The sequence below is a fragment of the Enterococcus mediterraneensis genome (assembly GCF_900604485.1).
Classification (GTDB): Bacteria; Bacillota; Bacilli; order Lactobacillales; family Enterococcaceae; genus Enterococcus_C; species Enterococcus_C mediterraneensis.
On the sequence record NZ_UWOP01000001.1, the window covers coordinates 614,694 to 639,526 of the forward strand.

At 43.4% G+C, this 24,833-nt stretch carries 23 protein-coding genes and 1 other annotated feature; of the genes, 4 read left to right on the plus strand and 19 right to left on the minus strand.

Going from position 1 to position 24,833, the window contains the following annotated elements; genetic code table 11:
• Window positions 1–127: 127 nt before the first annotated feature.
• From EFB00_RS02880 to EFB00_RS02900, 5 genes are all read right to left on the minus strand, one after another.
• Window positions 128–1,381, minus strand: a complete 1,254-nt coding sequence (locus tag EFB00_RS02880) for a methionine gamma-lyase family protein (RefSeq protein ID WP_122645429.1) — start codon at window positions 1,379–1,381, stop codon at window positions 128–130.
• A complete protein-coding gene (gene hflX / locus EFB00_RS02885; protein WP_122645430.1) occupies window positions 1,365–2,612 on the minus strand; it encodes a GTPase HflX in 1,248 nt (415 codons plus the stop codon). The genes EFB00_RS02880 and hflX overlap by 17 nt, the downstream gene beginning before the upstream one ends.
• On the minus strand, window positions 2,612–3,541 hold the full coding sequence (miaA, locus tag EFB00_RS02890) for a tRNA (adenosine(37)-N6)-dimethylallyltransferase MiaA (protein ID WP_122645431.1): 930 nt from the start codon (window positions 3,539–3,541) through the stop codon (window positions 2,612–2,614). The genes hflX and miaA overlap by 1 nt, the downstream gene beginning before the upstream one ends.
• Window positions 3,538–4,284, minus strand: coding sequence for a glycerophosphodiester phosphodiesterase (locus tag EFB00_RS02895; RefSeq protein WP_122645432.1), 747 nt, complete (start codon window positions 4,282–4,284; stop codon window positions 3,538–3,540). The genes miaA and EFB00_RS02895 overlap by 4 nt, the downstream gene beginning before the upstream one ends.
• A 118-nt stretch (window positions 4,285–4,402) precedes the next feature.
• A complete protein-coding gene (locus EFB00_RS02900) occupies window positions 4,403–4,912 on the minus strand; it encodes a hypothetical protein (RefSeq protein ID WP_206423487.1) in 510 nt (169 codons plus the stop codon).
• Window positions 4,913–5,092: 180 nt separating this feature from the next.
• On the opposite strand from EFB00_RS02900, the gene clpP reads away from it, so the two are divergent.
• A complete protein-coding gene (gene clpP / locus EFB00_RS02905) occupies window positions 5,093–5,683 on the plus strand; it encodes an ATP-dependent Clp endopeptidase proteolytic subunit ClpP (protein ID WP_122645434.1) in 591 nt (196 codons plus the stop codon).
• Between the two features lie 80 nt (window positions 5,684–5,763).
• On the opposite strand, the gene EFB00_RS02910 is transcribed toward clpP, so the two are convergent.
• The 4 genes from EFB00_RS02910 to EFB00_RS02925 all read right to left on the minus strand — a co-directional run bounded on the left by EFB00_RS02910 (window position 5,764) and on the right by EFB00_RS02925 (window position 10,923).
• Window positions 5,764–6,711, minus strand: a complete 948-nt coding sequence (locus tag EFB00_RS02910) for an NADP-dependent oxidoreductase (protein ID WP_122645435.1) — start codon at window positions 6,709–6,711, stop codon at window positions 5,764–5,766.
• Window positions 6,712–6,744: 33 nt separating this feature from the next.
• Complete coding sequence (locus EFB00_RS02915) at window positions 6,745–7,233, minus strand: gamma carbonic anhydrase family protein (RefSeq protein WP_122645436.1); 489 nt, start codon at window positions 7,231–7,233, stop codon at window positions 6,745–6,747.
• 184 nt (window positions 7,234–7,417) lie between these two features.
• Window positions 7,418–9,193, minus strand: a complete 1,776-nt coding sequence (locus EFB00_RS02920) for an ABC transporter ATP-binding protein (protein WP_122645437.1) — start codon at window positions 9,191–9,193, stop codon at window positions 7,418–7,420.
• Entirely contained in the window at window positions 9,190–10,923 is a 1,734-nt protein-coding gene (locus EFB00_RS02925) for an ABC transporter ATP-binding protein (protein WP_122645438.1), read from the minus strand. Before EFB00_RS02925 ends, EFB00_RS02920 begins: the two co-directional genes overlap by 4 nt.
• A gap of 356 nt (window positions 10,924–11,279) precedes the next feature.
• On the opposite strand from EFB00_RS02925, the gene EFB00_RS02930 reads away from it, so the two are divergent.
• The 3 genes from EFB00_RS02930 to EFB00_RS02940 all read left to right on the plus strand — a co-directional run bounded on the left by EFB00_RS02930 (window position 11,280) and on the right by EFB00_RS02940 (window position 13,872).
• Entirely contained in the window at window positions 11,280–11,492 is a 213-nt protein-coding gene (locus tag EFB00_RS02930; RefSeq protein WP_122645439.1) for a DNA-directed RNA polymerase subunit epsilon, read from the plus strand.
• Window position 11,493: 1 nt separating this feature from the next.
• A complete protein-coding gene (gene rnjA, locus EFB00_RS02935; protein WP_122645440.1) occupies window positions 11,494–13,173 on the plus strand; it encodes a ribonuclease J1 in 1,680 nt (559 codons plus the stop codon).
• Window positions 13,174–13,416: 243 nt separating this feature from the next.
• The gene (locus tag EFB00_RS02940; RefSeq protein WP_122645441.1) at window positions 13,417–13,872 is read left to right on the plus strand and encodes a TetR/AcrR family transcriptional regulator; all 456 of its coding nucleotides are present in this window, start codon (window positions 13,417–13,419) and stop codon (window positions 13,870–13,872) included.
• A 66-nt stretch (window positions 13,873–13,938) separates the two neighbouring features.
• Here EFB00_RS02940 and EFB00_RS02945 read toward each other — a convergent pair whose 3' ends face one another.
• The 10 genes from EFB00_RS02945 to EFB00_RS02990 form a co-directional block, all read right to left on the minus strand.
• Window positions 13,939–14,139, minus strand: coding sequence for a cold-shock protein (locus EFB00_RS02945; RefSeq protein ID WP_122645442.1), 201 nt, complete (start codon window positions 14,137–14,139; stop codon window positions 13,939–13,941).
• 155 nt (window positions 14,140–14,294) lie between these two features.
• On the minus strand, window positions 14,295–14,972 hold the full coding sequence (radC, locus tag EFB00_RS02950; RefSeq protein ID WP_122645443.1) for a RadC family protein: 678 nt from the start codon (window positions 14,970–14,972) through the stop codon (window positions 14,295–14,297).
• 52 nt (window positions 14,973–15,024) lie between these two features.
• Complete coding sequence (locus EFB00_RS02955; protein WP_122645444.1) at window positions 15,025–15,696, minus strand: HAD family hydrolase; 672 nt, start codon at window positions 15,694–15,696, stop codon at window positions 15,025–15,027.
• Window positions 15,689–17,008, minus strand: a complete 1,320-nt coding sequence (locus EFB00_RS02960; protein ID WP_122645445.1) for a bifunctional folylpolyglutamate synthase/dihydrofolate synthase — start codon at window positions 17,006–17,008, stop codon at window positions 15,689–15,691. Before EFB00_RS02960 ends, EFB00_RS02955 begins: the two co-directional genes overlap by 8 nt.
• Before the next feature lie 216 nt (window positions 17,009–17,224).
• Complete coding sequence (locus EFB00_RS02965) at window positions 17,225–19,867, minus strand: valine--tRNA ligase (RefSeq protein WP_122645446.1); 2,643 nt, start codon at window positions 19,865–19,867, stop codon at window positions 17,225–17,227.
• 92 nt (window positions 19,868–19,959) lie between these two features.
• Window positions 19,960–20,170: a binding site (T-box leader), on the minus strand.
• Between the two features lie 31 nt (window positions 20,171–20,201).
• Window positions 20,202–20,693, minus strand: coding sequence for a thiol peroxidase (gene tpx, locus EFB00_RS02970; protein WP_122645447.1), 492 nt, complete (start codon window positions 20,691–20,693; stop codon window positions 20,202–20,204).
• A 69-nt stretch (window positions 20,694–20,762) separates the two neighbouring features.
• Entirely contained in the window at window positions 20,763–21,422 is a 660-nt protein-coding gene (locus tag EFB00_RS02975) for a redox-sensing transcriptional repressor Rex (protein WP_122645448.1), read from the minus strand.
• A gap of 235 nt (window positions 21,423–21,657) precedes the next feature.
• Window positions 21,658–22,863, minus strand: coding sequence for a tRNA uracil 4-sulfurtransferase ThiI (thiI, locus tag EFB00_RS02980; RefSeq protein WP_122645449.1), 1,206 nt, complete (start codon window positions 22,861–22,863; stop codon window positions 21,658–21,660).
• A gap of 12 nt (window positions 22,864–22,875) precedes the next feature.
• Window positions 22,876–24,018 carry a cysteine desulfurase family protein gene (locus EFB00_RS02985; protein WP_122645450.1) on the minus strand — a complete coding sequence of 381 codons (1,143 nt, stop codon included), beginning with the start codon at window positions 24,016–24,018 and terminating at the stop codon, window positions 22,876–22,878.
• A 154-nt stretch (window positions 24,019–24,172) separates the two neighbouring features.
• Window positions 24,173–24,739 (minus strand): GNAT family N-acetyltransferase, encoded by a 567-nt coding sequence (locus EFB00_RS02990; RefSeq protein ID WP_122645451.1) that lies wholly within the window; start codon window positions 24,737–24,739, stop codon window positions 24,173–24,175.
• Window positions 24,740–24,833 lie beyond the last annotated feature (94 nt).

The window sequence follows — 24,833 nt, forward strand, 5'->3', positions numbered from 1 at the left end:
AAAAGTAACATGAAAGCAATTTATTTTCTGACATAGCACGAAAAGCCGCCTGAAATCCGCTATTGCACCACAAAAAAAACGAGCCTTCCGTTAAGAAGACTCGTTGAAAATCCAAATAATGATCTCATTACTGATGATAGACAGCGTTCACCGCATTGGCTACTGCGATTTTGACGTGTTCATAAGTCAAACCGCCTTGTACATAAAGAGAATAAGGCTCCCGCAACGGACCGTCCGCGCTTAATTCGATGCTGGCGCCTTGGACAAAGGTACCGGCCGCCATAATGATATCATCTTCATACCCTGGCATATAAGAAGGCACTGGAGCAACGAACGCATCGACAGGAGAAAACTTTTGGATCGCTTGAGCGAATGTGACCATGGCATCTTTCTCTTTCAGTTCTACCAACTGGATCAGATCCGTCCGCGGTTCATCCCATTTCGGTGAAGAAGCGATCCCATATTCTTCTAACAGAGCGGCTGTAAATACCGCCCCTTGGATGGCTTGGCTCACTACATGGGGTGCTAAGAAAAATCCTTGCAGCATATCGTAGACATTTCCTAACATGGCGCCGCCTTCCGCACCGACTCCTGGTGTTGTCAGTCGGTAGGAACATTTTTCGATCAAATCTTTTCTTCCGACAAGATAGCCGCCGGTCTTGGCGATCCCGCCGCCGGGATTTTTGATCAGTGATCCTGCCATCAAATCAGCACCGACTTGGATAGGCTCTTTGGTTTCAGCAAATTCGCCGTAACAATTATCTACAAAAATTACGATGTTAGGATCGATTTGATGCACAAACGAACACATCGCTTGGATCTTTTCGATCGTAAAGGAAGGCCGAGATGCGTATCCTCTTGAACGTTGGATCGCAACGACTTTCGTTTTTTCCGTGATTTTTTCAGCGATCCCGTCAAAATCGACATTCCCGTCAGCCAGCAGATCTACTTGATCGTATCCGATTTGATATTCTTTCATAGAACCGATCCCGTTTCCTGACAAGCCGATAACTTCTAACAGCGTGTCATAAGGGGTCCCCGTGATATACAACAAATCGTCTCCAGGACGCAAAATACCAAACAAAGCGGTCGCGATGGCATGGGTTCCTGAAACGATTTGCGGACGCACCAATGCCGCTTCTCCGCCAAATGTTTCCGCATAAACGGCTTCCAATGCGTCACGTCCCAAATCATCATTGCCGTATCCGGTGGAAGGCAAAAAGTGAGTCTCTGATACTTGCTGATGGCGAAACGCCGCCAACACTTTTGCCTGATTTTCTAAAGCATTTTCTCGTATTTCTTTTAAACGACCATCGATTTTTTCGTCGACCATCGCGATTTTTTTTACTAATTCAGCGTCTAATTCAGCTGTCCAACTCATTATCCATACTCCTTATAATAAATGATTCCGGCATAGCGAAACCTTTTATTATATATTTTTGTTGTTCTTCATCAAATGTATCTTGCAAGACAAGGGTCTCTCGTTTCAAACGCTGCAATGTCTTCCCATCAGACTGTTCGAGTGCAACAGTATAAGGTGTTAAGATTTCCATCATTTGCAGCTTGACGGCTTCTGTTAATTTAGTTTTGCCGCGGCTGCTTTTAGCTGAGATCAAAACATTAGGGAACAGCGTCGGCACAAAATGCGCCTCATCGATTTGATCCGCTTTGTTATAGACCGTCAAGATCGGGATCTGATCAAGCTTCAAATCTTTTAACAGCTGCAAAACAGTCTGCTCTTGTTGCTGGTGATCTTCTGAACTGGCATCAACCACATGCAGCAAAAGATCCATCGACTGACTTTCCTCTAACGTCGAATGAAAGGCATCGATCAGTTGTGTCGGTAAATCTTGGATAAATCCTACCGTATCTGTCAGGGTGACTTCCAATCCTTCCGGCAAGCGCCAGCGTTTCGTCAATGGATCCAGAGTCGCGAACAGTTGATCCTGCTCATAGGTATCTGCACTGGTCATGACATTCAAGATGGTTGATTTGCCGGCATTGGTATAACCGATCAACCCGATTTGAAAAACTTGACCGGCTTGCCGTTTTTGACGCGTCCGTTCTCGATGAGCCGCGACATGTTTCAGCTCCCGCTTGATTGCTGTGATCTTATTACGAATATGTCGGCGATCTGTTTCCAGTTTTGTTTCTCCTGGTCCGCGGGTTCCGATCCCGCCCCCTAGTCGCGACATGTTTTTGCCTTGTCCCACTAAGCGAGGTAGCAGATATTCCAACTGCGCCAGTTCTACTTGCAATTTTCCTTCTTTGGATCGTGCCCGCAAAGCGAAAATATCTAAGATCAATTGGACCCGATCGATCACAGGGATACCAATCTCATCGCCGATCAATTGGCTTTGCCGCGGTGTCAATTCATGATTGAAAATCACAAGATCCGCTTCATGAGCATCTGCGAGATTTTTCAATTCATTGAGCTTGCCCTTGCCGATCAATGTTTGCCGATCTACCTGCTGACGTTTTTGCACTAATGAAAATACGACTTCACCATTGGCTGTCGTCGTCAGACTCTTCAGCTCATTCATTGATTCTTCAAATTTTTTCCATGTTTTTTCTGTTTCTACACCAACTAAAATGACTCGTTCTTGTTCCATCAAGGCACCTCCAGCCATTTTTTGACAGATTCTTCTAGTGTTTCGATCGATTCAGGATGGTTGATCAGATCGATCCATAACGGCGCCATACGATTACGAAACCAAGTCAGCTGACGTTTCGCATAGCGTCTGGAGTGCAATTTGATTTCCTCAATCGTTGCTTCCAGGGATTGTTGTCCTTCAAAATAAGGAAGAAACTCTTTATAACCGATGCCTCTTGCCGCTTGGGCAAAAGGGATCTCTCGCAACTGTTCGGCCTCTTGTTCCAGCCCTTCTGCCATCATCATATCGACTCGTTGATTGATTCTTTGATACAATGTTTCTCGTTCTGTCGTCAAACCGATCAAAAAGTAATCAAATAATTTTTGCGGTGTTTGTTCCGGCTGCATAATACTTTTCCCTGTCAGCTCAAATACTTCCAGCGCACGGACTACTTTGCGTTGATTATTAAAATGGATCTTCTCCGCCGCCTGCGGATCACGTTCCTGCAAAAGTTTCCACAGGGCCTGATTACCATTAGCTTTTGCAAAAGACGTATATTTTTCCCGCAGACCAAGATCACCGACACTCTCGGCATCTTTTTCACTGCCCAGCTGATAATCATAAAGAAGTGCTTGGATATACAGTCCTGTCCCCCCCACTACGATCGGCAGATGACCGCGGGCTGTGATCTCAGCAATTTTTTTTCGGGCCTCTTTTTGAAATTCGGCGACGGAATATTGTTCCTGCATCTCGCGAATATCGATCAAATGATGTGGGACTCCCGCCATCTCGTCTGGACGAATCTTTGCGGTACCGATATCCAGTCCTTTATAGATCTGCATCGAATCACCGCTGATAACTTCACCTTGAAATTTTTTCGCCAACTCGATACTCAATGCTGTCTTGCCTACACCGGTAGGTCCAACAATAACTAATACTTTATTCATTTGCTTCTTCCTCGGCGATATTTTAGCTGTAATTCCTGCACTTTTTCTGGAAAATTGGTGATGATCCCTTTCACGCCCAACTCCAAACATTTCATGATATTAGCCTCGCTGTTGATGGTCCAAGGACGGATCGCCAAGGGAAAATCAGCAAGTTCAGATGCATGTTCTACGACCCAATCATATTTAGGATGAATCCCTTCAATGTACTCACGTTCTACTGCCAACGCAGGTTTTTTTTCAGAAGTACTCATGATCAGATCCAACTGCGTATCCGGCTCTAATTTATGGATAATATCTAGTGAATCGATATTGAAACTGCAATACCAGTGTTCAAATGACCATTGCCGGCTTTGCAGCAGACGGGATGTCTTCTCTTCAATATCGGGATAATGATAATTATCCGTCTTTAACTCGATGGTCAAAACACCTCGATAATTCCGCATCCATAACAGATCCAGCACTTCCCTCAATGTTGGGACTTTCGTTGCTTTATATTTAGGATCGAACCAGCTTCCTGCATTCAGCCGCTTGATCTCTTCTAATGTTTTTTCGCGAATGAGTCCTTTGCCGTTGGTGGTGCGGTCTACTTCTTCATCATGCATCACGATCAGCTCTCCATCTTTGGAAAGATGGACATCCAACTCGATAATATCCGCGCCGACACGAACAGCCTCGGCAAACGCCGGCAGCGTATTTTCCGGCCGATTACCGCTGCTGCCTCGATGTGCCACAATTTGTACCATAGTCCTCACTCCAATCGCATTTATTGTAACATGTAACGAAAAAAAGGGAAAAGTATGCTTCCTTTCCCACAAAAAAATACAACAAATCCAAAAGATTTCGTTGTATTCCGTCTTTTGATTAAGAAAAATAAGTCAATGTTTCTCCTGAAAGGCTTTGCAGCTGATTTTTCCGTTCATTGATCAGCTCAGTCAAATCATCAGAAAAATGTTCAAGGATAACTCGACCGCCCTTATAAGCATACCCGCCGATCTTCATTGTTTCATCGGGAGACAAGATCACTTTCCGCTGCGCGATCTTTTTGAAAAATTCTTCAAGGATATAACTTGGCAGATAGAAATTGTTCTGGGCAGCAAACGATTGTAGATAAGCGAAATCATCAATAGTGATATAACAATCATCAAAACCGTCAAAGCTGACATATTCTTCCATTAAAGATGGCCGTTTCTGAAGGATCTCATTGATTTTTTTATTCAATTGGATCAATGTTTCGATTTCTTTTACTTTATGTTCTAACTGGCGACGGCGCTGATCTTTGCGTTCATCATAGCGGATCCGCAAATTGAACGTGATCATTACCAACAGCGCACCAATCAATACACCGATAAATCCGGCAACTGCAACTTCGATCATAATGTCCCTCCTTAGTCTGCTATTTATTTTATCATATTAAAGATTGGATTTGATACCAAAAAAGCAAAGTTTTCTATTTGACCTTTATTGACCTTGAGTGTATACTTTCTTTTAGATGTTCAAGTTAATTTATGATACACTTATTTCGCAAGACATCTTGAAGGAGGAACTTGAATTATGAACTTAATTCCTACAGTAATCGAACAATCATCCCGCGGCGAAAGAGCCTATGATATCTATTCTCGTCTATTGAAAGACCGCATCATCATGCTCAGCGGACAAGTTACAGACGATTTAGCAAATTCGATCATTGCGCAGCTTTTATTTTTAGATGCCCAAGATTCTGAAAAAGACATTTATTTGTATATCAATTCACCTGGCGGCAGTGTGACTGCTGGTCTAGCGATTTTTGATACAATGAATTTCGTTAAAGCAGACGTGCAAACGATCGTTTTAGGGATGGCCGCATCTATGGGCTCATTCTTATTGACAGCCGGTGCTAAAGGCAAACGTTTCGCATTGCCTAACGCAGAAATCATGATCCACCAACCTCTTGGCGGTGCGCAAGGACAAGCGACTGAAATCGAAATCGCTGCTCGTCATATTTTACAAACCCGCGACCGTTTGAACCGAATCTTATCAGAACGTACTGGTCAACCACTGGAAGTTATCGAAAAAGATACTGACCGCGACAACTTCATGACCGCGCAACAAGCCAAAGATTACGGTTTGATCGATGAAATCATGGAAAGCAACAGTTTGAACTAATCAAACGTGCTGACTATCTGAGAAATAAAAAGTGCTCCTGCCCGTTTTGGGCAGGAGCACTTTTTTTGTTCATCCTTCTATCAATTGTTTGTTCGTGCAATAATGATCTTGCCGGCAGGAGGATGTCCTTCCAGTCTTTCGTGAGCGGTAATGACGCTGGCCAGTTCAAATGGCAAAACTTCGGCAATCTCAATAGCCAATGCATCTTTTTCAAACATCGTAAGTAAAGCATCAAAGGCTTCTTGATCGGAATAATCTTTAGACGGGCCAAAATGCAGATAATCGCCTTTTTTGATTCGTTGTTCTTCTGACGGTAACGTATTTAGCGCAACGAATGTCCCGTTTTCTTTCATGATTTTTACCCCTGCATCGATCCCCCGGGCACCTTTTGTTGCATCGATCACTACATCTGCTTGATTTTTGAAGACTTCTCCGGGATCTTCTTGATCATAAGCCACAAAAGCGTCTACACCGAGTTTTCGCAACAAATCTTCATTGCGTTTTGATGCGCTGGCTAATACCTTGTTGCCTTTTTCTTTCAATAGTTGGACCAACAGCGAACCCACTCCGCCGGAAGCGCCTTCTACCATCACCACATCTGTGGGTTTCAATGAAAGCAAATGATTGAGGATATTGTATGCAGTGATACCAGTAGTCACAAGTCCGGCAGCTTGCTGCCACGTCATTTTTTCAGGAAGCTTTGCCACTTTGTGAGCGGGCAAAACCAGCTCTTCGCCGTATGTACCGCCCACCGCATGGACCACCACTCGATCGCCTGCTCGGACATTGGTGACATCTTCTGCGACTTCGGTCACGATCCCGGCACCGTCATTTCCTAAGACGTAAGGAAATTTCAGGGAACGAACAGCTTTCATGGCACCTTTTCTGACAGAGATATCATAAGGATTGATGGCAAATGCTTGAATCGTGACCCGTACATGATTTTCTGTCAATTCGCGACTTTCTGCTTGGATCTCTTCAAACACATCTCTTGCCGCGCCGTACTCTTTGATTGCAAATCGTTTCATCTTCAACACTCCTTTGATATGTTTTGATAAGTTTTATTCTGTGATTTCCTGATACTTGCCTGCTAAATATTCTTGTCCTAATGAACAATAATGAGTGATATTTTGTCGGTTTTTTTCGATTTCTTCGGCAGTCAATGGACGGATCACCTTGGCAGGACGTCCAAAAGCCAAAACATTCGGCGGAATAACTGTTCCTTGAGTCACTAATGAGCCGGCACCGATCAGACTGTTTTCTCCAATGACCGCATGATTCAAAATCACCGAACTCATGCCGATCAATGCGCCTTTTTCGATTTTACAGCCATGGAGCATACATTGATGTCCTACGGTGACGTTTTCCGCTATATCGGTAGGGGCATCATGATCGACATGGATGACCGTTCCGTCTTGGATATTCGTGCGGTCCCCGATTTTGATCCAGTTGCTGTCGCCGCGGATCACGCTATTGAACCAGACGGTCACTTCATCCCCTAGTTCTACATTTCCTACTACCGTCGCGTTTTTTGCGATAAATCTTGCCATCATGCTTCCTCCGCTCCGCGTTTTTTATACATCAAGTATAGTCAAAAGTATAAAAAAGCGCTATTTAATTGTCTTTTTCCCTCAAGTGCTTTTAACGCAAACTATCCGAACATAGCCGCCGCTCTTGCATAGCGAACAGCGATTGTTCGGATAGTATCTGTTTATTTTTTTATCAGGACGCCGGCTATTCTGCGAATTCTTCTTCGATCCCTTCTTCAGCGAACTGACTTTGATACAATTGGCTATAAAAACCGCCGGAAGCCAATAAACTCTCATGGGTTCCTTGTTCCAAAATAGCCCCTTGTTTCATTACCAAGATCAAATCCGCATCGCGAATCGTTGAAAGCCGGTGAGCAATGACAAAACTGGTCCGTCCTTTCATCACTCGATCCATCGCTTTTTGGATCAAAGCTTCTAACCGGGTGTCCACCGAGCTGGTAGCTTCATCTAATATCAAGATTTTAGGATCGGAAACGACTGCTCGTGCGATCGTCAGCAATTGTTTTTGCCCCAATGAAACATTGTCGCCTTCCGCATTGATCTCCATATCGTAACCATCCGGCATCGTACGGATAAAATGATCGACATTGGCGGTTTTCGCAGCGTCTACGACTTCATAATCGGTCGCATCTAGTTTTCCAAAACGGATATTATCACTAATGGTTCCTTCATAAAGCCATGCATCTTGCAGAACCATACCGAAAAGTGACCGGACATCGCCGCGGCTCATTTTTTTCGTATCAATACCGTCGATCTTGATGGCACCTTCGTTTACGTCATAAAAACGCATCAGGAGATTGATCAATGTCGTCTTCCCTGCACCGGTCGGACCGACGATCGCTACTGTCTGTCCTGCTTTGACCGTGAAATTCAGATCTTTAATCAGAGGCTTGCGAGGATCATAACTGAAACCGACATGTTCAAAAGTCACTTCACCACGGATCTCTTCTGGCAGTTGGACGTCTTGTTCATTGATAACTTCTTCCGGTTCATCCAAAATCTCAAACACCCGTTTTGCTGATGCAGAAGCACTTTGCAAAATAGAGGAAAGCTGTGTGATATTTCCCATCGGCTGACTGACTTGCCAAATATATTGGATAAATGCTTGCAGCTGACCGACTACGATCACACCGCCCACGACGTAGAAACTACCTAAAACAGCCATTGCGATATACGTCGCATAAGCGGTCAACTGAACAAGAGGCATCATTAGACCGGAAATAAAAGCTGCCCGAAAACCATAATGCTGCAATGTATGATTGACTTTTTTGAATCCTTCAAGGGTTTGTTTTTCCCGACCGTATACTTTCAGTACGCTAAAACCAGTCATATTTTCTTGAACATATCCGTTTAGATCTCCTAAAGAATTCTGCATTCCTTGGAAGTATTTTTGCGAGATCTTGACGATGCCGCGAGAGATCAGCAGAGATGCCGGGATCATGATAATAGAAACCAGCGCCATGATCGTGTTGATATAAAACATCATGCTGACTGACATGATGATCGCCAAGAAGGCATTCACCACACCGATCAGGGCTTGCTGCATCGCACCGCTTACTGCGTCCACGTCATTTGTCACTCGAGACAGGATATTTCCTTGTTGATTGCGGTCAAAATAAGCCACTGGCAATCGATTGATTTTTTCATCGATATCTCGGCGCAGATCCCGCATTGCTTGTTGCACTACGTTCGTAATCAAGACCCCTGACAAAAGCTGGGTCGCACAATAACCGATCCCTACCGCTGCCACGGCGATCAAACATTTGAAGATATAATCGAAATTCAGCGGCTCTCCCGCTGCGACATTTTTGGTGATCTCAGTCGTAGGCAACCCTACCACATAAGGCATGGCCGTATTGAAAACAACGGTCAAGACGGTAAAAACCATCACCATGATAAATGTCAGCTTATAAGGTTTAATATAATGAGACAAACGTTTCAAAGAAGAAAATGATTTCATCGCGCTAATTCCTCCTCTGACAATTGTGATGCGGCAATGTCGTAATAGACTGGACATGAAGCCAACAGTTCTTTATGGGTGCCCATCCCCACGACATTTCCTTCATTTAAAACAATGATCTTATCTGCGTGCATGATGGTCCCTACACGTTGAGCCACGATCAAGACAGTCGATTCTGTCGTTTCTTTTTTCAAGCGTGCCCGTAATTTCGCGTCTGTTTGATAATCAAGGGCCGAAAAACTGTCATCAAAGATATAGATCTCCGGTTGACGGATCACTGCTCGTGCAATCGCTAATCGCTGCTTTTGTCCGCCAGAAAAATTCGTTCCGCCTTCAGAAAGCAATGCATCATAGCCGTCTGGTGTACGGGAGATAAAATCAGCTGCCTGTGCGATCTCTGCCGCCCGCTCCATTTCTTCCATGGTTGCATCCTCTTTACCGTACCGCAGATTTTCCGCGATCGTGCCTGTAAACAGCAACGCTTTTTGAGGGATATAGCCGATTTTTTGCCGCAACGCTGATAAACTAAAGTCGCGAACATCGACACCGTCTACTAAGACTTCCCCTTCGCTGACATCATAAAAACGCGGGATCAGTTGGATCAACGTCGACTTTCCGCTGCCGGTACTGCCGATGAAAGCAACTGTTTCTCCAGGTTTTGCAGTAAAGCTGACATTACGGATCACTGGACTTTCTGCATGTCCCGGATAAGCAAAGGTCACATTTTTGAATTCGACATACCCTTTTTGACTTGTTTCAGTGATCGGTTGAGCTTTTTCAATGATATTTGGTGCTGCGTCCAGCGCTTCTTGGATACGCCGTGCTGATACGGCAGCCCGCGGATACATCATAAAAACAGAAGCAAACAGCATAAATGAAAACAGCGCATGGAAAATATATTCGATAAAAGCGATCAGATCTCCCACAAACAGGTTCCCTTGATCGATCTGCAGACTTCCTTGCCAAATGATCAAGACCATTACGATATTGAATAGGAAAAAGAAACCCGGTTGCGCAACGGCCATCAGTTTAAACAAACTTTTTGAACTGCCGGTATATGCTTCATTGACTTTTGCAAACCGTTTTTCTTCAAAACGTTCATTAACAAACGCCCTGATCACCCGCAAGCCAGAAAGATTTTCCCGCAAAATACTGTTGATTTTATCCAGATTGCTTTGTTGTTTGGTAGATAACGGATCAGAGATTTTCGCGATAGCCACCACAGAGATCAATAAAATCGGCAGCGCTAATAATACGTACATCCCCAATCTTGGACTTGTGCGCAAGACCATATACAAGCTGACCACAAACATCATCGGCGTCATGAAGCCGGTCCGCAAGATGTTTTGTAAAAACAGCATGATCTGGTACGCGTCATTGGTGACACGAGTGATCAATGACGAAACGCCGATTTTTTCGTACTCATGATGTGAATAGGCTTGTACCCGTTCAAATAAATCATCGCGGATGTCGGCAACGATATTCGTCGTGATCCGCGAAGTAAAATAACCTAATAAAATATTCATAATGATTCCTATGATCGTGATAATGATCATCAGCAACCCCATCTTCAGAATATAATCAGTATCGTTGTTACGGATGCCCACATCGATCATTCGTGCCAAGATCGTCGGCAGACCTAATTCGATTAAAATAAATCCAAAGACACAGATGAAATCAAAAAACAGCAATTTCTTATATCTCATCGTGTAATGCCACATTAATTTCAAAAAAAGACCTCCTTATTTTCTGCATTTCTTCTAATATATCATAGGGAATTTATCAAGAGAACCCAAAAGAACATAGAAAACTGGGATACTTTTACGTTTTCTTTGGCAAACAACCCAGTTTCTATACTTCTGTGGTCTTTTATGATAAAATAATTGTAATTGCGGTATCCTGGCATACCAAACGAACGGTTGAATTCTTACAAAACATTCGGAAAGCAAAGACGAGGCTTTCTCTTTTTACTCACGACTTAGTCTGTAAAAGGTATCGAAAGAAAAACGAGGGGATTCCCTTGCATTTTGTTGTGCCGCCGTTAAAGGAAAAACAAATCTATCAAAATAGAAGAAGGAGAGATTTTATGATCTACAAAGTATTTTATCAAGAAACAAAAACACGCAATCCAAAAAGAGAAGAAACACATTCTCTATATATCGAAGCTGCTGACGAAGTAACTGCTCGTCAACGCGTCGAAGAAAATACCCCATATAATATCGAATTTATTCAACCTCTAGAAGGAAGTCATCTAGAGTATGAACAAGAAAATGCTGATTTCAAATTGACGGAGTTTTAAGATGAAAGTTTCTCTTAAAAACAATGAGACCGGCGTATTCGGCGTCGGTGGTCTAGGAGAGATCGGGAAGAACTGTTATGGGGTTCAATTCCAAGATGAGATCATTATCATTGATGCTGGGATCAAGTTCCCAGAAGATGAGTTGCTTGGAATCGACTATGTTATTCCTGATTACAGCTATATCGTACAAAACTTGGCGAAAGTCAAAGCTTTGGTTATCACTCATGGTCACGAAGACCATATCGGGGGTATCCCTTACTTATTGCGTCAAGCGAACATCCCGATTTATGCGGGTCCCTTGGCTCTGGCATTGATCACCAATAAATTAGAAGAACACGGTTTACTGCGGGATGCGGAATTACATGAGATCCACGAAGACACGATCATTCGTTTTCGTAAAACATCTGTGAGCTTTTTCCGTACCACTCACAGCATTCCTGATGCATTAGGCGTAGTCGTAAAAACGCCATCTGGTAATATCGTTGCCACTGGAGACTTCAAATATGACTTTACACCTGTGGGCGAACCGGCAAACTTGCACAAAATGGCGAAAATCGGTGAAGAAGGCGTTTTATGCCTGCTTTCTGACAGTACCAATGCTGAGATCCCAACGTTCACTAAATCTGAAAAAACGATTGGCGCTTCGATTTTGCGTATCTTCGAAAAAATCGAAGGACGGATCATCTTCGCCAGCTTTGCTTCCAACATTTTTCGTCTGCAGCAAGCGGCGGATGCAGCCGTTGCAACGGGTCGCAAGATCGCGGTTTTCGGACGCAGTATGGAAAACGCCATCGCTAACGGTCAACGTTTAGGCTACATCAAAGTCCCAGATGGTACGTTCGTTGAAGCACACGAGATCAACCGCTTGCCAGCTAACGAAGTGATGATCCTTTGTACCGGTTCCCAAGGCGAACCAATGGCAGCTTTGAGTCGGATCGCCAACGGAACTCACCGTCAGATCCAGATCCAGCCAGATGATACGGTGATCTTTTCAAGCTCGCCGATCCCTGGGAATACTACCAGTGTCAATCATTTGATTAACTTGCTGCTGGAAGCCGGCGCGGATGTCATTCACGGCAAATTGAATAATATCCACACTTCCGGACACGGTGGACAAGAAGAGCAAAAATTAATGCTGCGCTTGATGAAACCTAAATTCTTTATGCCGGTCCATGGCGAGTTTCGTATGTTGAAGATCCACACACAACTGGCACAAGATACCGGTGTACCGAAAGAAAACTGCTTTATCATGGACAACGGTGATATGTTGGCATTAACTGCCGACACCGCCCGTCAAGCAGGTCATTTCAACGCCAACGATGTCTATGTCGACGGCAGCGGCATCGGTGATATCGGAAATGTCGTCTTGCGTGATCGTCGCATTCTTTCAGAAGAAGGTTTGGTCTTAGCGGTAGCGACAGTGGATATGGAGAAAAAAGAGATTCTTGCCGGTCCTGATATCCTTTCACGAGGATTCGTTTATATGAGAGAATCCGGTACAATGATCAATGAAGGCCAATCGATCCTATTCAAAGCATTGCGGGAAGCCTTGAATCAACCGAATTGCAATGAACATAAATTGCGAGAAACGATGTCTTCTGCGTTGCAGCCTTTCTTATTTGAAAAAACCGAACGTCATCCAATGATCCTTTCCATGATCATGTCCCCTGACGAACAATAAAAAAATAACGTCGACCCTGTAAGCAAAAAACTTACGGGGTCGGCGTTTTTGTATTTTCGACCGGTATTTCCAAACGGCGCTAGGCAGCCAATAAGAACATGCCAGATTAAAAAAACGAATTTTATATTCACATATCCTTCTATTTTTTCAATATTTTGCTTTAAATTCACTATATTTTTGAAAACATCCATCACTTTTTATGTTATTATAATAACATAATCTTATTTGCAGGAGGATCTTGAAATGGTTCGCACGAAGAAAATCTATCGCCAACACCTATTGCAAGGCGCTTTTCAATTGATCATAGAGCAAGGTTTCGAAAATTTTCATGCTCGTCATATCGCCAAAAAAATGTCCTGTTCAACACAGCCTATTTATCGTGAATTTCAGACCCTATTGGATTTTAAAGAAGCTGCCTGCGAGTATATTCTTGCCAAGGTAAAAGAAGAAGTCAAATTAGCAGAGACCACTTCTTCTACTCATTTGACCGATAATATCTGTCAATACGCAAAACGATCCCCACAAGAGTTCCAACGTTTTTTCCTGATGGACGAACGCTGTCGAAAAGAAATCAAAAGTGCCGTGCTGAAGGATTTTAAAAAATTTCCATCATCCAATGGTCAAGAGGATTTCGAAACATTTTGGTATGCTACATTAGGTAAAGCCGCCGTAGAAAGTTACAAAAAACCAACTGCATAATTCTAAAATCAAGAAATAAAAAAGCATGACTCAGTGCGAGGCACTGGTCATGCTTTTTAACAACAATTAAACTTTTTCAACGTTTGTTGCTTGTGGTCCGCGATCTGAATCTTCAACATCGAAAGTCACTGCTTGACCTTCTTCTAATGTTTTGAATCCTTCGCCTTGGATTGCTGAGAAATGTACGAATACATCGCTGCCGTCTTCGCGAGAGATGAATCCGAAGCCTTTTTCTGCGTTAAACCATTTCACTGTTCCGTTTTCCATAATAAAAAACCTCCTCGTGCTAAAGCACATTTTAATTGATTGTAACATTGCTCGCGTACGATAGAGGTGTAACTTAGTGTCCAACTTCTATTCCCAAACAAAATTACATAAATATTTTACACTTCCTGCTGATTTTTTGCAAGCTGTTACATCTTTCAGAGAAAACCTTCCTCCCGTAAACTGATATAGTTGTCATGTCCAGTGATGATATGGTCCAAAAGCTCGATTCCCATCATCTCGCCGCATTCCTTCAAACGCTGAGTAAAATTCAGATCATTGTCTGACGGCTTGGGATTGCCGCTGGGATGATTATGGCAAACAATGATCCGTGCCGCACTGTATCTTACCGCCACGCGAAAGATCTCCCGGGGATGAGCAACGCTTTGATTCAGTGAGCCCTTGAATAGCGTCCGCTTATGGATGATCTCGTTTTTAGTATTTAAATACAAACAGATAAAATGTTCCTGCTGATGATCTTTTAATTCAGCAATCAGCTGATGCGCCAGATCGAAGCTGGTTTGGATCTTGCCAAGCTTTGGCTGCAGTGCCTTGTTGATCCGAAAGCCTAACTCCATCGCCGCCTGTAATTCAACTGCTTTTATCCTTCCTACACCGCGAATCTGCATCAATTCGTCCAAACTGGCTGATTTCAGATCATAAAGACTGGGAAACTCTGATAAAATATGCCCCGCTACATCCAACACATGATAAGATTTGCTGCCGGTGCGCAACATGATCGCTAACAATTCTTGATCAGATAGTGCCGTTGCGCCATATTCTAACAAACGTTCTCGCGGCAATGAGCTTTTCGGTATCATCTGTTTTGCTTCCATAATAAAACTCCTTTACGCTTTCTTTTAACAGATACGCAAAGGAGTTCAGATTTTATTTATAAAATTTTTGTAGAAATGACGGTACTTCCAACAGACTTTCAGCGACTGCCAGTGTTTTTTGCTTCAAGCGTTCATCCGGCGGCAGCAGATCCGGCACCATAATGACCGGGATCCCCGCCGCATGCGCCGCTAAAATCCCATTTTGGGAATCTTCCAAGATCACAAGATTTTCCTTTGGCGAACGCAGACGCTGATGAGCGATCTCGAAAATCTCCGGATCAGGTTTCGCCCGTTTAACATCTTCAAAAGAAATGATCTCGGAAAATTCATGAGTCAAATCAGAGACTTCCAACAGACGGTCGATCACTTTTCGTTGATTGCTGGAAGCGACAACACGCGGCAGTCCAGATTCATCCAGTATTGTAAGCAATTCACGAACGCCGGGTTTTAGATTGGCTTGGCCGGCTTCAAACAATCGGATAGCTTCATCATAAGAATTTTGGATAAACGCTTGGACATATTCATCACCGAACTTTTCATCAAAAAGCTGATGATACCCTTCCCAGACTTCTTCGTCTGAAACACCTAAAAATTTCAAATACAGTTCTTTATCATAAGGAATCTTCATCTTATCAGCAATGACTTGTGTTGCTTGATAGTAAATCATTTCAGTGTCAAAAATCAGGCCGTCCATATCAAAAATAACTCCAGCTAACTTATTCATCAGCGCCTCCCATTTCTAATAGTAAATTACGTACATCCGAAACAAAATATAATGAACCGGTTATCAGCAATAAATCTTCATTGGTCATTTTTTCCAAGATTTCTGCTAAACCAAACTGCCACAATGATACGATTGAGACACGTTCATCGCCGGGTACGACATAATTATCATTTAGGGCAATTGCCTTAGGATGATCGAATGTCGTCAAATAAATTCTGACTTTAGGGATCTCCAATAAAATATCCAGCATTTCTTCTACACTTTTAGTGGATAACGCTGAAAACAGAATGCTGACATGATACTCTTTAAATTCAGATTTGATAGTATCGACCAATCGTCGTAAAGCATGGGGATTATGAGCGCCATCCAGCAAGATCAGCGGTTCACTGCTCAAGCGTTCCATTCTTGCCGGCCAAGTCGTATTTTTCAATCCATTGACGATCTCTTTGTTCTTCAGAGGAAGATGTTTCATTTCGCAGAAGAGTTCAAACAATTGGATAGCTAAACCAGCATTTTCTGGTTGATGCACACCTACAAGCGGGGTCTTTAAGCCATTGCGTTTTCCGTGCTGGCTGGAATAATCAAAGACCTCTCCCCATTCTTCGTCGGCATGTTGATACTGTACATGATAGTCTTCTCCCAAACGGTAGATCGGTGCATGTTCCTTTTGCGCCTTCTCTGCGATCACTGTCAACGCTTCTTCTGGAATATTGCCAGTAACGACGGGGATCCCCTCTTTGATGATCCCGGCTTTTTGTGCGGCGATTTCTACCAGCGTATTTCCCAGCATATCCATGTGATCCATACCGATCGTTGTGATCCCTGTTAAAACAGGCGAAACGACATTAGTAGAATCCCATAAACCGCCGATCCCTACTTCGATGACTGCGACATCAACTTTTTTTTCATAAAAATAATCAAATCCTATAGCGGTGATCAGTTCAAATTCCGTGATATCCCCTAAACCCGCTTGTTGATTGATTTCTTCCACTAAAGGCTGATATTTATTTACATAGTAGACCAGATCCTCATCAGAAATAAACTGACGATTGATTTGGATCCGCTCATTGAAACTCACGATAAAAGGAGACGTAAATGTGCCTACCGTCAAACCGGCTTCTTCTAACATGCTCCGCAAATAACTGACGGTCGAACCTTTGCCGTTGGTACCAGCAATATGGATCACTGTCAGTTTTTTTTCAGGATGTCCTACACGATCCAGCAGCGCATTGACTCTCTCCAAGCCAGGACGCGTTCCATTCATTAATCGATCGTGGATCCAAGCGATTGCTTCTTCTCCGGTTTTGACCATTTTCCCACCTCATTCAGTAATTTATACACAAGTCAATTATAACAAACTTCCAGTGCAAAACCAGAAAAAGCGCTAGGAAAACGTTTCTCTCAGCTCATTAACTTTTATAAAAAGAAAAAAAGAGGCAGCAATAAAGCTCGGAACGATCTTAACAGAAATACGTTCGATAGCTTTATTGATAACCTCTTTATTAATGTCTTACTGACTTCTTACTATTTAGCTGATCGTCCGTAATTGTTGGATACGTTCCTGGACAGCTTGTTGTTTTTCAAGGTAGCCTTTTTCTTTTTCTCGTTCTTGTTGAACGACTTCTTCCGGTGCATTGGCAACAAAACGTTCATTTGCCAATTTACCTTGGACCCGTTTGACTTCTTTGGTCCATTTATCCAATTCTTTTTCCAAACGAGTGATCTCTTCTTTGATATCGATCAGCCCTGCTAATGGCAGATAGATGGTTGCGCCGGTCAAGACAGCGGACATCGCTAATTCCGGTGCTTCCAGATCTTCAGCGATCACTAATTCTTCCGGATTGCAGAAGCGTTCGATATAGTTTTTATTTTCGATCAAGAAGGTGTTGATGGCAGCATCACTGGTTTGGATCAACAATGTGATTTGTTTTGACAACGGCGCATTCACTTCTGAACGAATATTGCGGACAGAACGGATCAATTCTTTCAGAACTTCCATCCCTTTTGCCGCTGATTCGTCAGTAAATTCAGGACGAACTGCTGGATATTCAGCAACTACTAAAGATTTTCCTTCATGAGGGATCTTGCTCCAGATCTCTTCTGTCACAAACGGCATGATTGGATGCAACAGACGCAAGATTTGATCCAATGTATGGACAAGGATGCTCTTATTCGTCGTTTTCGCTGCTTCGTCGTCCCCGTAAAGGACTTCTTTACTCATTTCGATATACCAGTCACAGAAATCATCCCAGATGAAGTTGTACAGTTGGCGGCCGGCTTCACCAAATTCGAAACGATCAAACAGATCAGTAACTTTTTCGATAGTTTCATTCAAGCGGGTCAAGATCCAACGATCTGCCACTGTTTTGTCACCGGAAAGATCGATATCGTCATAGGTCATACCTTCCACATTCATCAATACAAAGCGGGAAGCGTTCCAGATCTTATTGATGAAATTCCAAGCAGCATCCATTTTTTCATAGCTGAAACGAACGTCTTGTCCTGGAGCAGAACCGTTTGACAAGAACCAGCGCAATGCGTCGGCACCGTATTTTTCGATGACTTCCATCGGATCGATCCCGTTACCAAGGGATTTACTCATTTTGCGTCCTTGTTCATCACGGATCAGGCCATGGATCAAGACATTTTCAAATGGCCGTTCGCCGGTAAATTCCAAACTTTGGAAGATCATACGGCTGACCCAGAAGAAAATAATATCATAGCCGGTCACCAATGTGCTGGTTGGGAAATAGCGTTTGAAATCTTCGCTGTCGGTATCCGGCCAGCCCATTGTTGAAAATGGCCATAAAGCAGAACTGAACCAAGTATCCAGCACATCAGGATCTTGCTGCCAGTTTTCGCTGTCTTCCGGTGCTTCCATACCTACATACATTTCGCCGGTTTCTTTGTGATACCAAGCTGGGATCTGATGTCCCCACCATAATTGACGGGAAATTACCCAATCGTGGACATTTTCCATCCAACGCAAGAAGGTTTGATCAAAGCGTGGCGGGAAGAATTCTACGGCATTGTCAGTACCTTGATTGTCGATAGATTGTTTGGCCAATGGAGCCATTTTGACAAACCATTGCGTAGATAACCGCGGTTCTACTACGACACCAGTCCGTTCCGAGTGCCCAACACTGTGGACCATCGTTTCGATCTTGACCAAACGTCCCAACTCTTTTAAGTCGCTAACAATCGCTTTGCGAGCGGCAAAACGATCCATTCCCGCATATTTTCCAGCCAGATCATTCATCGTACCATCATCATTCATCACATTGACCCGCGGCAAGTCATGACGATTGCCTACTTCAAAGTCATTTGGGTCATGAGCCGGTGTGATTTTCACAACACCGGTACCAAATTCCCGATCAACATATTCATCGGCGATGACTGGAATCTCTTTATTGACCAATGGCAAAATAACCATTTTACCGATCAGATGTTTATAACGATCATCTTCCGGATGCACAGCGACCGCGGTATCTCCTAACATGGTTTCCGGACGAGTCGTCGCGATCTCTACTTCGCCGGAGCCGTCTGCCAATTGATAGGTCATGTGGTAAAAAGCACCTTCGATATCTTTGTGGATCACTTCGATATCAGATAACGCAGTGCGGGCTTGCGGATCCCAGTTGATGATGTATTCGCCGCGGTAGATCAAACCTTTTTCAAACAATGTCACAAAGACTTTGCGGACCGCTTTTGACAAGCCGTCATCCAGCGTGAAACGTTCTCGAGAATAGTCTAATGAAAGACCTAATTTTGCCCATTGTTCACGGATATGGCCGGCGTATTCTTCTTTCCATTCCCACACTTGATCGACAAATTTTTCCCGACCAAGGTCATAACGAGAAATTCCTTGTTCCCGCAATTTTTCTTCGACTTTTGCTTGAGTCGCGATCCCGGCATGGTCCATTCCTGGCAGCCATAATGTATCATAGCCTTGCATCCGTTTTTGACGGATCAGCATGTCTTGTAATGTCGTATCCCATGCATGACCTAAATGCAGTTTCCCAGTGACATTTGGGGGCGGGATCACGATTGAGTATGGTTTGGCTTTCTTATCGCCATTAGGTTTGAACAAGTCTTCTTCCAGCCAATGCTGATAGCGGCCGGCTTCGACTTCTTGGGGATTATACTTGGTTGACAAATTATTCTCCGACATTTCGATTCCTCCTGAATAATATTTTTCCGCTTACCAATGATCTAGGCGAAAAATTTTTTATAAAATAAAAACGCCCTAAAATGCGAATGCATTTTTAGGACGTAAATTACGCGGTACCACCTAAATTGTAGCAGATTGCTACCTCTTGGAGTGAGTTAACGGTCACTAAGCGTTCGATCCTACATTCTCTTCAGATCAAAGACTCCCAAGCTACCTTCACTCTCTTTTCGTAAAAGTCTTTCAGCAATTGACTTTCTCTCTAAAACGTTCAGCAGAGCTACTCCTCTTGATCTTCGTCATGGCTTATTCTACAATGAAGTTTTTTGAAAGTCAATCAGATTAACGATCGAGCAGCCGCAAGCGCTTGTTCATAGTCAGGTTCTTGTGAAATATCTGGTACGATTTCAGTGTAGCGGATGATCCCTTCTGCATCTAAAACAAAGATCGTTCGAGCAAAATGACCAAAATCAGGGACCCAAATATTATAGATCTTTCCAAAAGAATTCTCAGGATCATGAAGCATCAGCATATCAATGCCTTCTTGACCGCACCAATTTGCCTGTTCTTCTTTTGTATTATTTGAGATCGTCGCAAAATTAAGACCGCTGACTTGGCTGGCTTCTTGGTTGAACCGTTTTGTCTGCAGCGCACATACTCGCGTATCGATATCAGGCACGATACTCAAAATCGTTGGTTTTCCTAAAAACTCTTGCAAGGAATGTTGTTGGTCTTGCAAATCTTTCAACACAAAATCAGGTGCTTTTTCGCCGACTTTCAATTGTTCGCCAGGGACATCATAAATATTACCTTTTCTTGTTACTTTCAATTCAGTAATTCCCTCCTTTGGATATTCTATTAGTATAGTCAACAACATTCCAAAGGACAAAGAACTTGCCTATATGCTGATTTTAGCTTGCCGATAGTTTTGATCGAAAAAAATCAATGTTTGGAGTTCGGTGGTCAGGTCGATATATTGGACATGAACATTGGCCGGCACTTCAACACGATCCGGAGCAAAATTCAAGATAGCTGTCACACCGGATGCCACAATCTTATCCACCGCTTTTTGCGAATATTGGCTGGGAACAGTAGAGATCGCAACCGTGATCTTATTTTCTTTCACGACATCTGACAGCTCTTGGATATCATAGACATAATGCCCTTCCACCTCTTTGCCGATAATAGACGGATCGTTATCGAAGACGCTGATGATATTCAAATTATCATTACGGCGGAAATTATTCTTCGCTAATGCTTTGCCTAAATTTCCAAATCCGATCAGCGCGATCCTTTTTTCATCTTGTGCATCTAAGATATGGTTGAATACTTCGATCAAGTACGCGACGTCATATCCATAGCCGCTGCGGCCTAATTCACCGATATGAGAAAAATCTCTGCGGATCGTCGCTGAAGGGACTTGTGTGATCTCGCTGAAGCCTTTCGACTTGATTCTGGTGATCTCCGCGTTTTGCAGCATTTTCAAATATCTAAGGTATAGAGGCAATCGCTTGGCGGTAGCTTTGGGGATCGCTTCTAACTTTGTTTTTTTCACCATATTGGTTCTCCTTTGTTAAATATTTCACATTTAAAGTTTAGCACGGGGACTTGTCTCCTGCAAGCGTTTCAGCAAAATACCTGGAATAATTAAAATGCACGGAAAAACAACTGTGAAAAAACAGCCGAAAGACAGAAACAATTCTAACTGCACATACGCATCGAGAATGTTTCATGGTCTTTCGACTGTTTTGATGGATATTGAATAGTCCTAGCCTGACTATCAGAAATTTTTGTTATAGCAGATCATCAAACTCCGATACAGCTTTATTTTCTGTCCGGATCTCTTCGATCTTCAGATTCTCTAAAGCCCGCTGCATCATCCCTTCGATATCCAAGCGTTCTTCATATTGTTGGACTTTATCCAACCGCGGACGTGTTTTAGGCTGTGGCGGCGCAAAAATCGTACAGCAGTCTTCAAAAGGCTGGATTGCCAATTCAAAGGTATCGATCTGTTGGGCGATTTCAATGATCTCCAGTTTATCCATCGTCACTACCGGCCGGATGATCGGCGTTGTCGTTACTTCGTTGATCGCCACCATGCTTTGTAATGTTTGAGAAGCTACCTGTCCCAGCGACTCACCATTGATGATCACTAGACCATGGCGCATTTCTCTTATCGCGTCTGTCAAACGCAGCATCATCCGCCGTGTCAATGTCATCCAATAGCCTTGCGGTACATGGCGTTTGATTTCTTCTTGGACTTCAGTAAAAGGTACTTCGATAAATTGGATGCTTCCTACATAAGGCATCAATTTTCTCGTCAGATCTTTGGCTTTTTTCAAGGCTTGCTCGCTAGTATAAGGCGGGCTGGCGAAATGAACGGCTTCGATTTCTACCCCCCGCTTCATAGCAAGGTATCCGGCCACTGGCGAATCGATCCCGCCAGAAAGCATCAGCATGCCGCGTCCGCTGGTTCCCACCGGCAGTCCGCCGGCACCTTTGATGGTCTCATAAGAAAGATAAGCGCCGTCACGACGGATCTCCACCCGCAGATTGATATCTGGCTTTTTCATTTGGACTTGAATATCAGGAAAAAGATCGAAGACACTGTTTCCTAGTGTTTGATTCAGCTCATTGCTGTCCAATTCAAAATCATGATCGCTGCGTTTTGCAGTGATTTTGAAGGTTTCTTTTCCCGTATAGATTTCTTTCATCACTGATTGAACGGCTGCTTTCAAGACTTCCACATTTTTTTCCACTTGGATACTTGGAGAAAAATTTTGGATCCCGAAAACTTTTTGCAGTTTAGGGATGATTTGTTCACTGTCTGCACCATTCAGCAAAAGATGCATCCGATCACGGTCTGCATGGATCTTCACCTCAGGAAACTCCGCCAATGTTCTGCGGACATTTTCCGCCAGCTGTATGATGAAGCTTTTGCGGTTTTTGCCTTTTGTAGACAATTCCCCGTAACGCACCATTATTTCTGTATATTTCACAATGTAAGCTCCTTAATTGATTTTTGAAAATTTTTGATACAACTGATGAAAGACGATCAAGAACTGTTCTACTTCAGCCATCGTGTTGCTTTCATCCAAACTGACCCGTACAGCAGAAGTCGCCAACTGTGCCGGTACATTCATCGCATGCAGCGTACTGCTGGCCATTTTTTTGCGGCTGGAGCAGGCGCTGGTAGTGGATATGTAGATCTGTTTTTCTTCAAAGGCGTGGACCATTACTTCTCCCCGGATTCCTTTTAGACCAAAACACAAAATATGGGGAGCAAAGTTTTCTTCTTGAGAGAAGATCGTTACCTTGTCATATTCTGCTAAAGCAGAGGCTAGATAATTTTTGAGGGTTTGAACATGGTCAGGGCGCGCTTGTTTTTTCTCAACCGCCAGACGCAGCGCCTTAGCCATCGCGACGATCGCCGGCACATTCTCTGTTCCGCTGCGATGTTCTTGTTCTTGTCCGCCGCCCGTCAATAACGGTGCTAATTTCCGGCCTTTGCGCCAATAAATAAACCCGACACCGCGAGGACCATGGAATTTATGGGCGGAAAAAGTCGCGAAATCCACACGATCCGTTAACCACTGTTCTTGCGGAACTTTAGTGATCGCCTGCACAGCATCTACATGAAAATGGATCTTGGGATGATTTTCTAAGATCCTGCTGATTTCTTTAATCGGCTGAATCGAGCCCACTTCATTGTTTACTGCCATGACTGAGACCAAGATCGTATCTTTGCGGATCAGCTCTGCCAACGCAGAAGTATCGACAAAACCTTCTTTAGTCACTGGTGCCACACTGACTTCAAACCCTAGTGATTTCAATTGTTCAGCAGTTTCAGAAACTGCCGGGTGTTCGATACTGGAAATAATGATGTGTCGTCCAAAATCTTTTTTCTGGAGAGCAGTACCTTTTAAGACCCAGTTGTCGCCTTCTGTTCCTCCAGAAGTAAACCAAATCTCATCTTTTTCGACGGATAAAAGTTCTGCGATTTGTTTACGCGCTTGTTGCAGCAGGCGATCGGCTTGATTGCCCAAATCATGCAGACTGGACGGATTGCCGATGATCCGTTGACTGGTTTTTACATAAGTGTCCAACGCTTGCGGAAAAATTGCCGTTGTTGCGCTGTTATCAAAATAAATCATGCAGGATTCCTCTCTTCTAAAAATTCTTTCCTATTATAAACGCTGTATCCATTCCTTTCAAGGAGCTTGTTTCTCAGAACTTTGCCATAAAAAAAGCGCGCCCGAGATCGATATACATCAGAACGCGATTCTTTATAGCTGTACTGTTGCCATTTCAGCTGTATTCTTCAATGATTTTTACTGCTTTTTCATAGTCGGGATTGGGAGAGCCGTCCATATTTTCTGAGATAAAATCAAAACCAAAACGTCGATATAGTTTTATGGCTGGATAGCTCCAAGTTTGCGTGTGCAAATAGATCGGACTGTTTTTATTCAAATCAGGAAATTTCTGTAGGACCTTAGCGATCAATGCTTTAGCGATACCTTTTCCTTGATATCCCGGTTTAACAGCAAGCCAATGAAAGACAGGATAGTTTTCTCCTAGAATTTGTTTCTGCCATGCACTGCAAGTGGCGATCCGCTCCCCTTCATCTGTGACAACGAAAAACATTCGTTCCGTCAATTCCTCGGGATAAGGAGAAAATGCTTTTTGAAAATAGGTCAATGCTTCTTCTTTGTTTTTAAATTCTCCTACGGAAGTCTCGATCTCGGCCCAGTCTTCTTCTGCTTGCGGCAGATACGTTTCAAAATGGAATCCTTCTGCTAATGATGTTTCCGGTACCGTTTCCTGCAAAGGACGGGTCATCCAGATCTCAGCATAAGGCAATGATTTATCTAACATCGTTTTCCCTCTTTTCCTTATTAAATACTCCAATGACTAATGGTGTTTCTGTCATTTTACCATAAATAAAAAGAGGAAACGCCGAAACGTTTCC

Excerpts from the sequence above, each read along its gene's own strand:
- EFB00_RS02880 (WP_122645429.1), bottom strand. The coding sequence starts at position 1,381 with ATGAGTTGGACAGCTGAATTAGACGCTGAATTAGTAAAAAAAATCGCG.
- hflX (WP_122645430.1), bottom strand. The coding sequence starts at position 2,612 with ATGGAACAAGAACGAGTCATTTTAGTTGGTGTAGAAACAGAAAAAACA.
- miaA (WP_122645431.1), bottom strand. The coding sequence starts at position 3,541 with ATGAATAAAGTATTAGTTATTGTTGGACCTACCGGTGTAGGCAAGACA.
- EFB00_RS02895 (WP_122645432.1), bottom strand. The coding sequence starts at position 4,284 with ATGGTACAAATTGTGGCACATCGAGGCAGCAGCGGTAATCGGCCGGAA.
- clpP (WP_122645434.1), top strand. The coding sequence starts at position 5,093 with ATGAACTTAATTCCTACAGTAATCGAACAATCATCCCGCGGCGAAAGA.
- EFB00_RS02910 (WP_122645435.1), bottom strand. The coding sequence starts at position 6,711 with ATGAAACGATTTGCAATCAAAGAGTACGGCGCGGCAAGAGATGTGTTT.
- EFB00_RS02915 (WP_122645436.1), bottom strand. The coding sequence starts at position 7,233 with ATGGCAAGATTTATCGCAAAAAACGCGACGGTAGTAGGAAATGTAGAA.
- EFB00_RS02920 (WP_122645437.1), bottom strand. The coding sequence starts at position 9,193 with ATGAAATCATTTTCTTCTTTGAAACGTTTGTCTCATTATATTAAACCT.
- EFB00_RS02930 (WP_122645439.1), top strand. The coding sequence starts at position 11,280 with ATGATCTACAAAGTATTTTATCAAGAAACAAAAACACGCAATCCAAAA.
- rnjA (WP_122645440.1), top strand. The coding sequence starts at position 11,494 with ATGAAAGTTTCTCTTAAAAACAATGAGACCGGCGTATTCGGCGTCGGT.
- EFB00_RS02940 (WP_122645441.1), top strand. The coding sequence starts at position 13,417 with ATGGTTCGCACGAAGAAAATCTATCGCCAACACCTATTGCAAGGCGCT.
- EFB00_RS02945 (WP_122645442.1), bottom strand. The coding sequence starts at position 14,139 with ATGGAAAACGGAACAGTGAAATGGTTTAACGCAGAAAAAGGCTTCGGA.
- radC (WP_122645443.1), bottom strand. The coding sequence starts at position 14,972 with ATGGAAGCAAAACAGATGATACCGAAAAGCTCATTGCCGCGAGAACGT.
- EFB00_RS02955 (WP_122645444.1), bottom strand. The coding sequence starts at position 15,696 with ATGAATAAGTTAGCTGGAGTTATTTTTGATATGGACGGCCTGATTTTT.
- EFB00_RS02960 (WP_122645445.1), bottom strand. The coding sequence starts at position 17,008 with ATGGTCAAAACCGGAGAAGAAGCAATCGCTTGGATCCACGATCGATTA.
- EFB00_RS02965 (WP_122645446.1), bottom strand. The coding sequence starts at position 19,867 with ATGTCGGAGAATAATTTGTCAACCAAGTATAATCCCCAAGAAGTCGAA.
- EFB00_RS02975 (WP_122645448.1), bottom strand. The coding sequence starts at position 21,422 with ATGGTGAAAAAAACAAAGTTAGAAGCGATCCCCAAAGCTACCGCCAAG.
- EFB00_RS02985 (WP_122645450.1), bottom strand. The coding sequence starts at position 24,018 with ATGATTTATTTTGATAACAGCGCAACAACGGCAATTTTTCCGCAAGCG.
- EFB00_RS02990 (WP_122645451.1), bottom strand. The coding sequence starts at position 24,739 with ATGTTAGATAAATCATTGCCTTATGCTGAGATCTGGATGACCCGTCCT.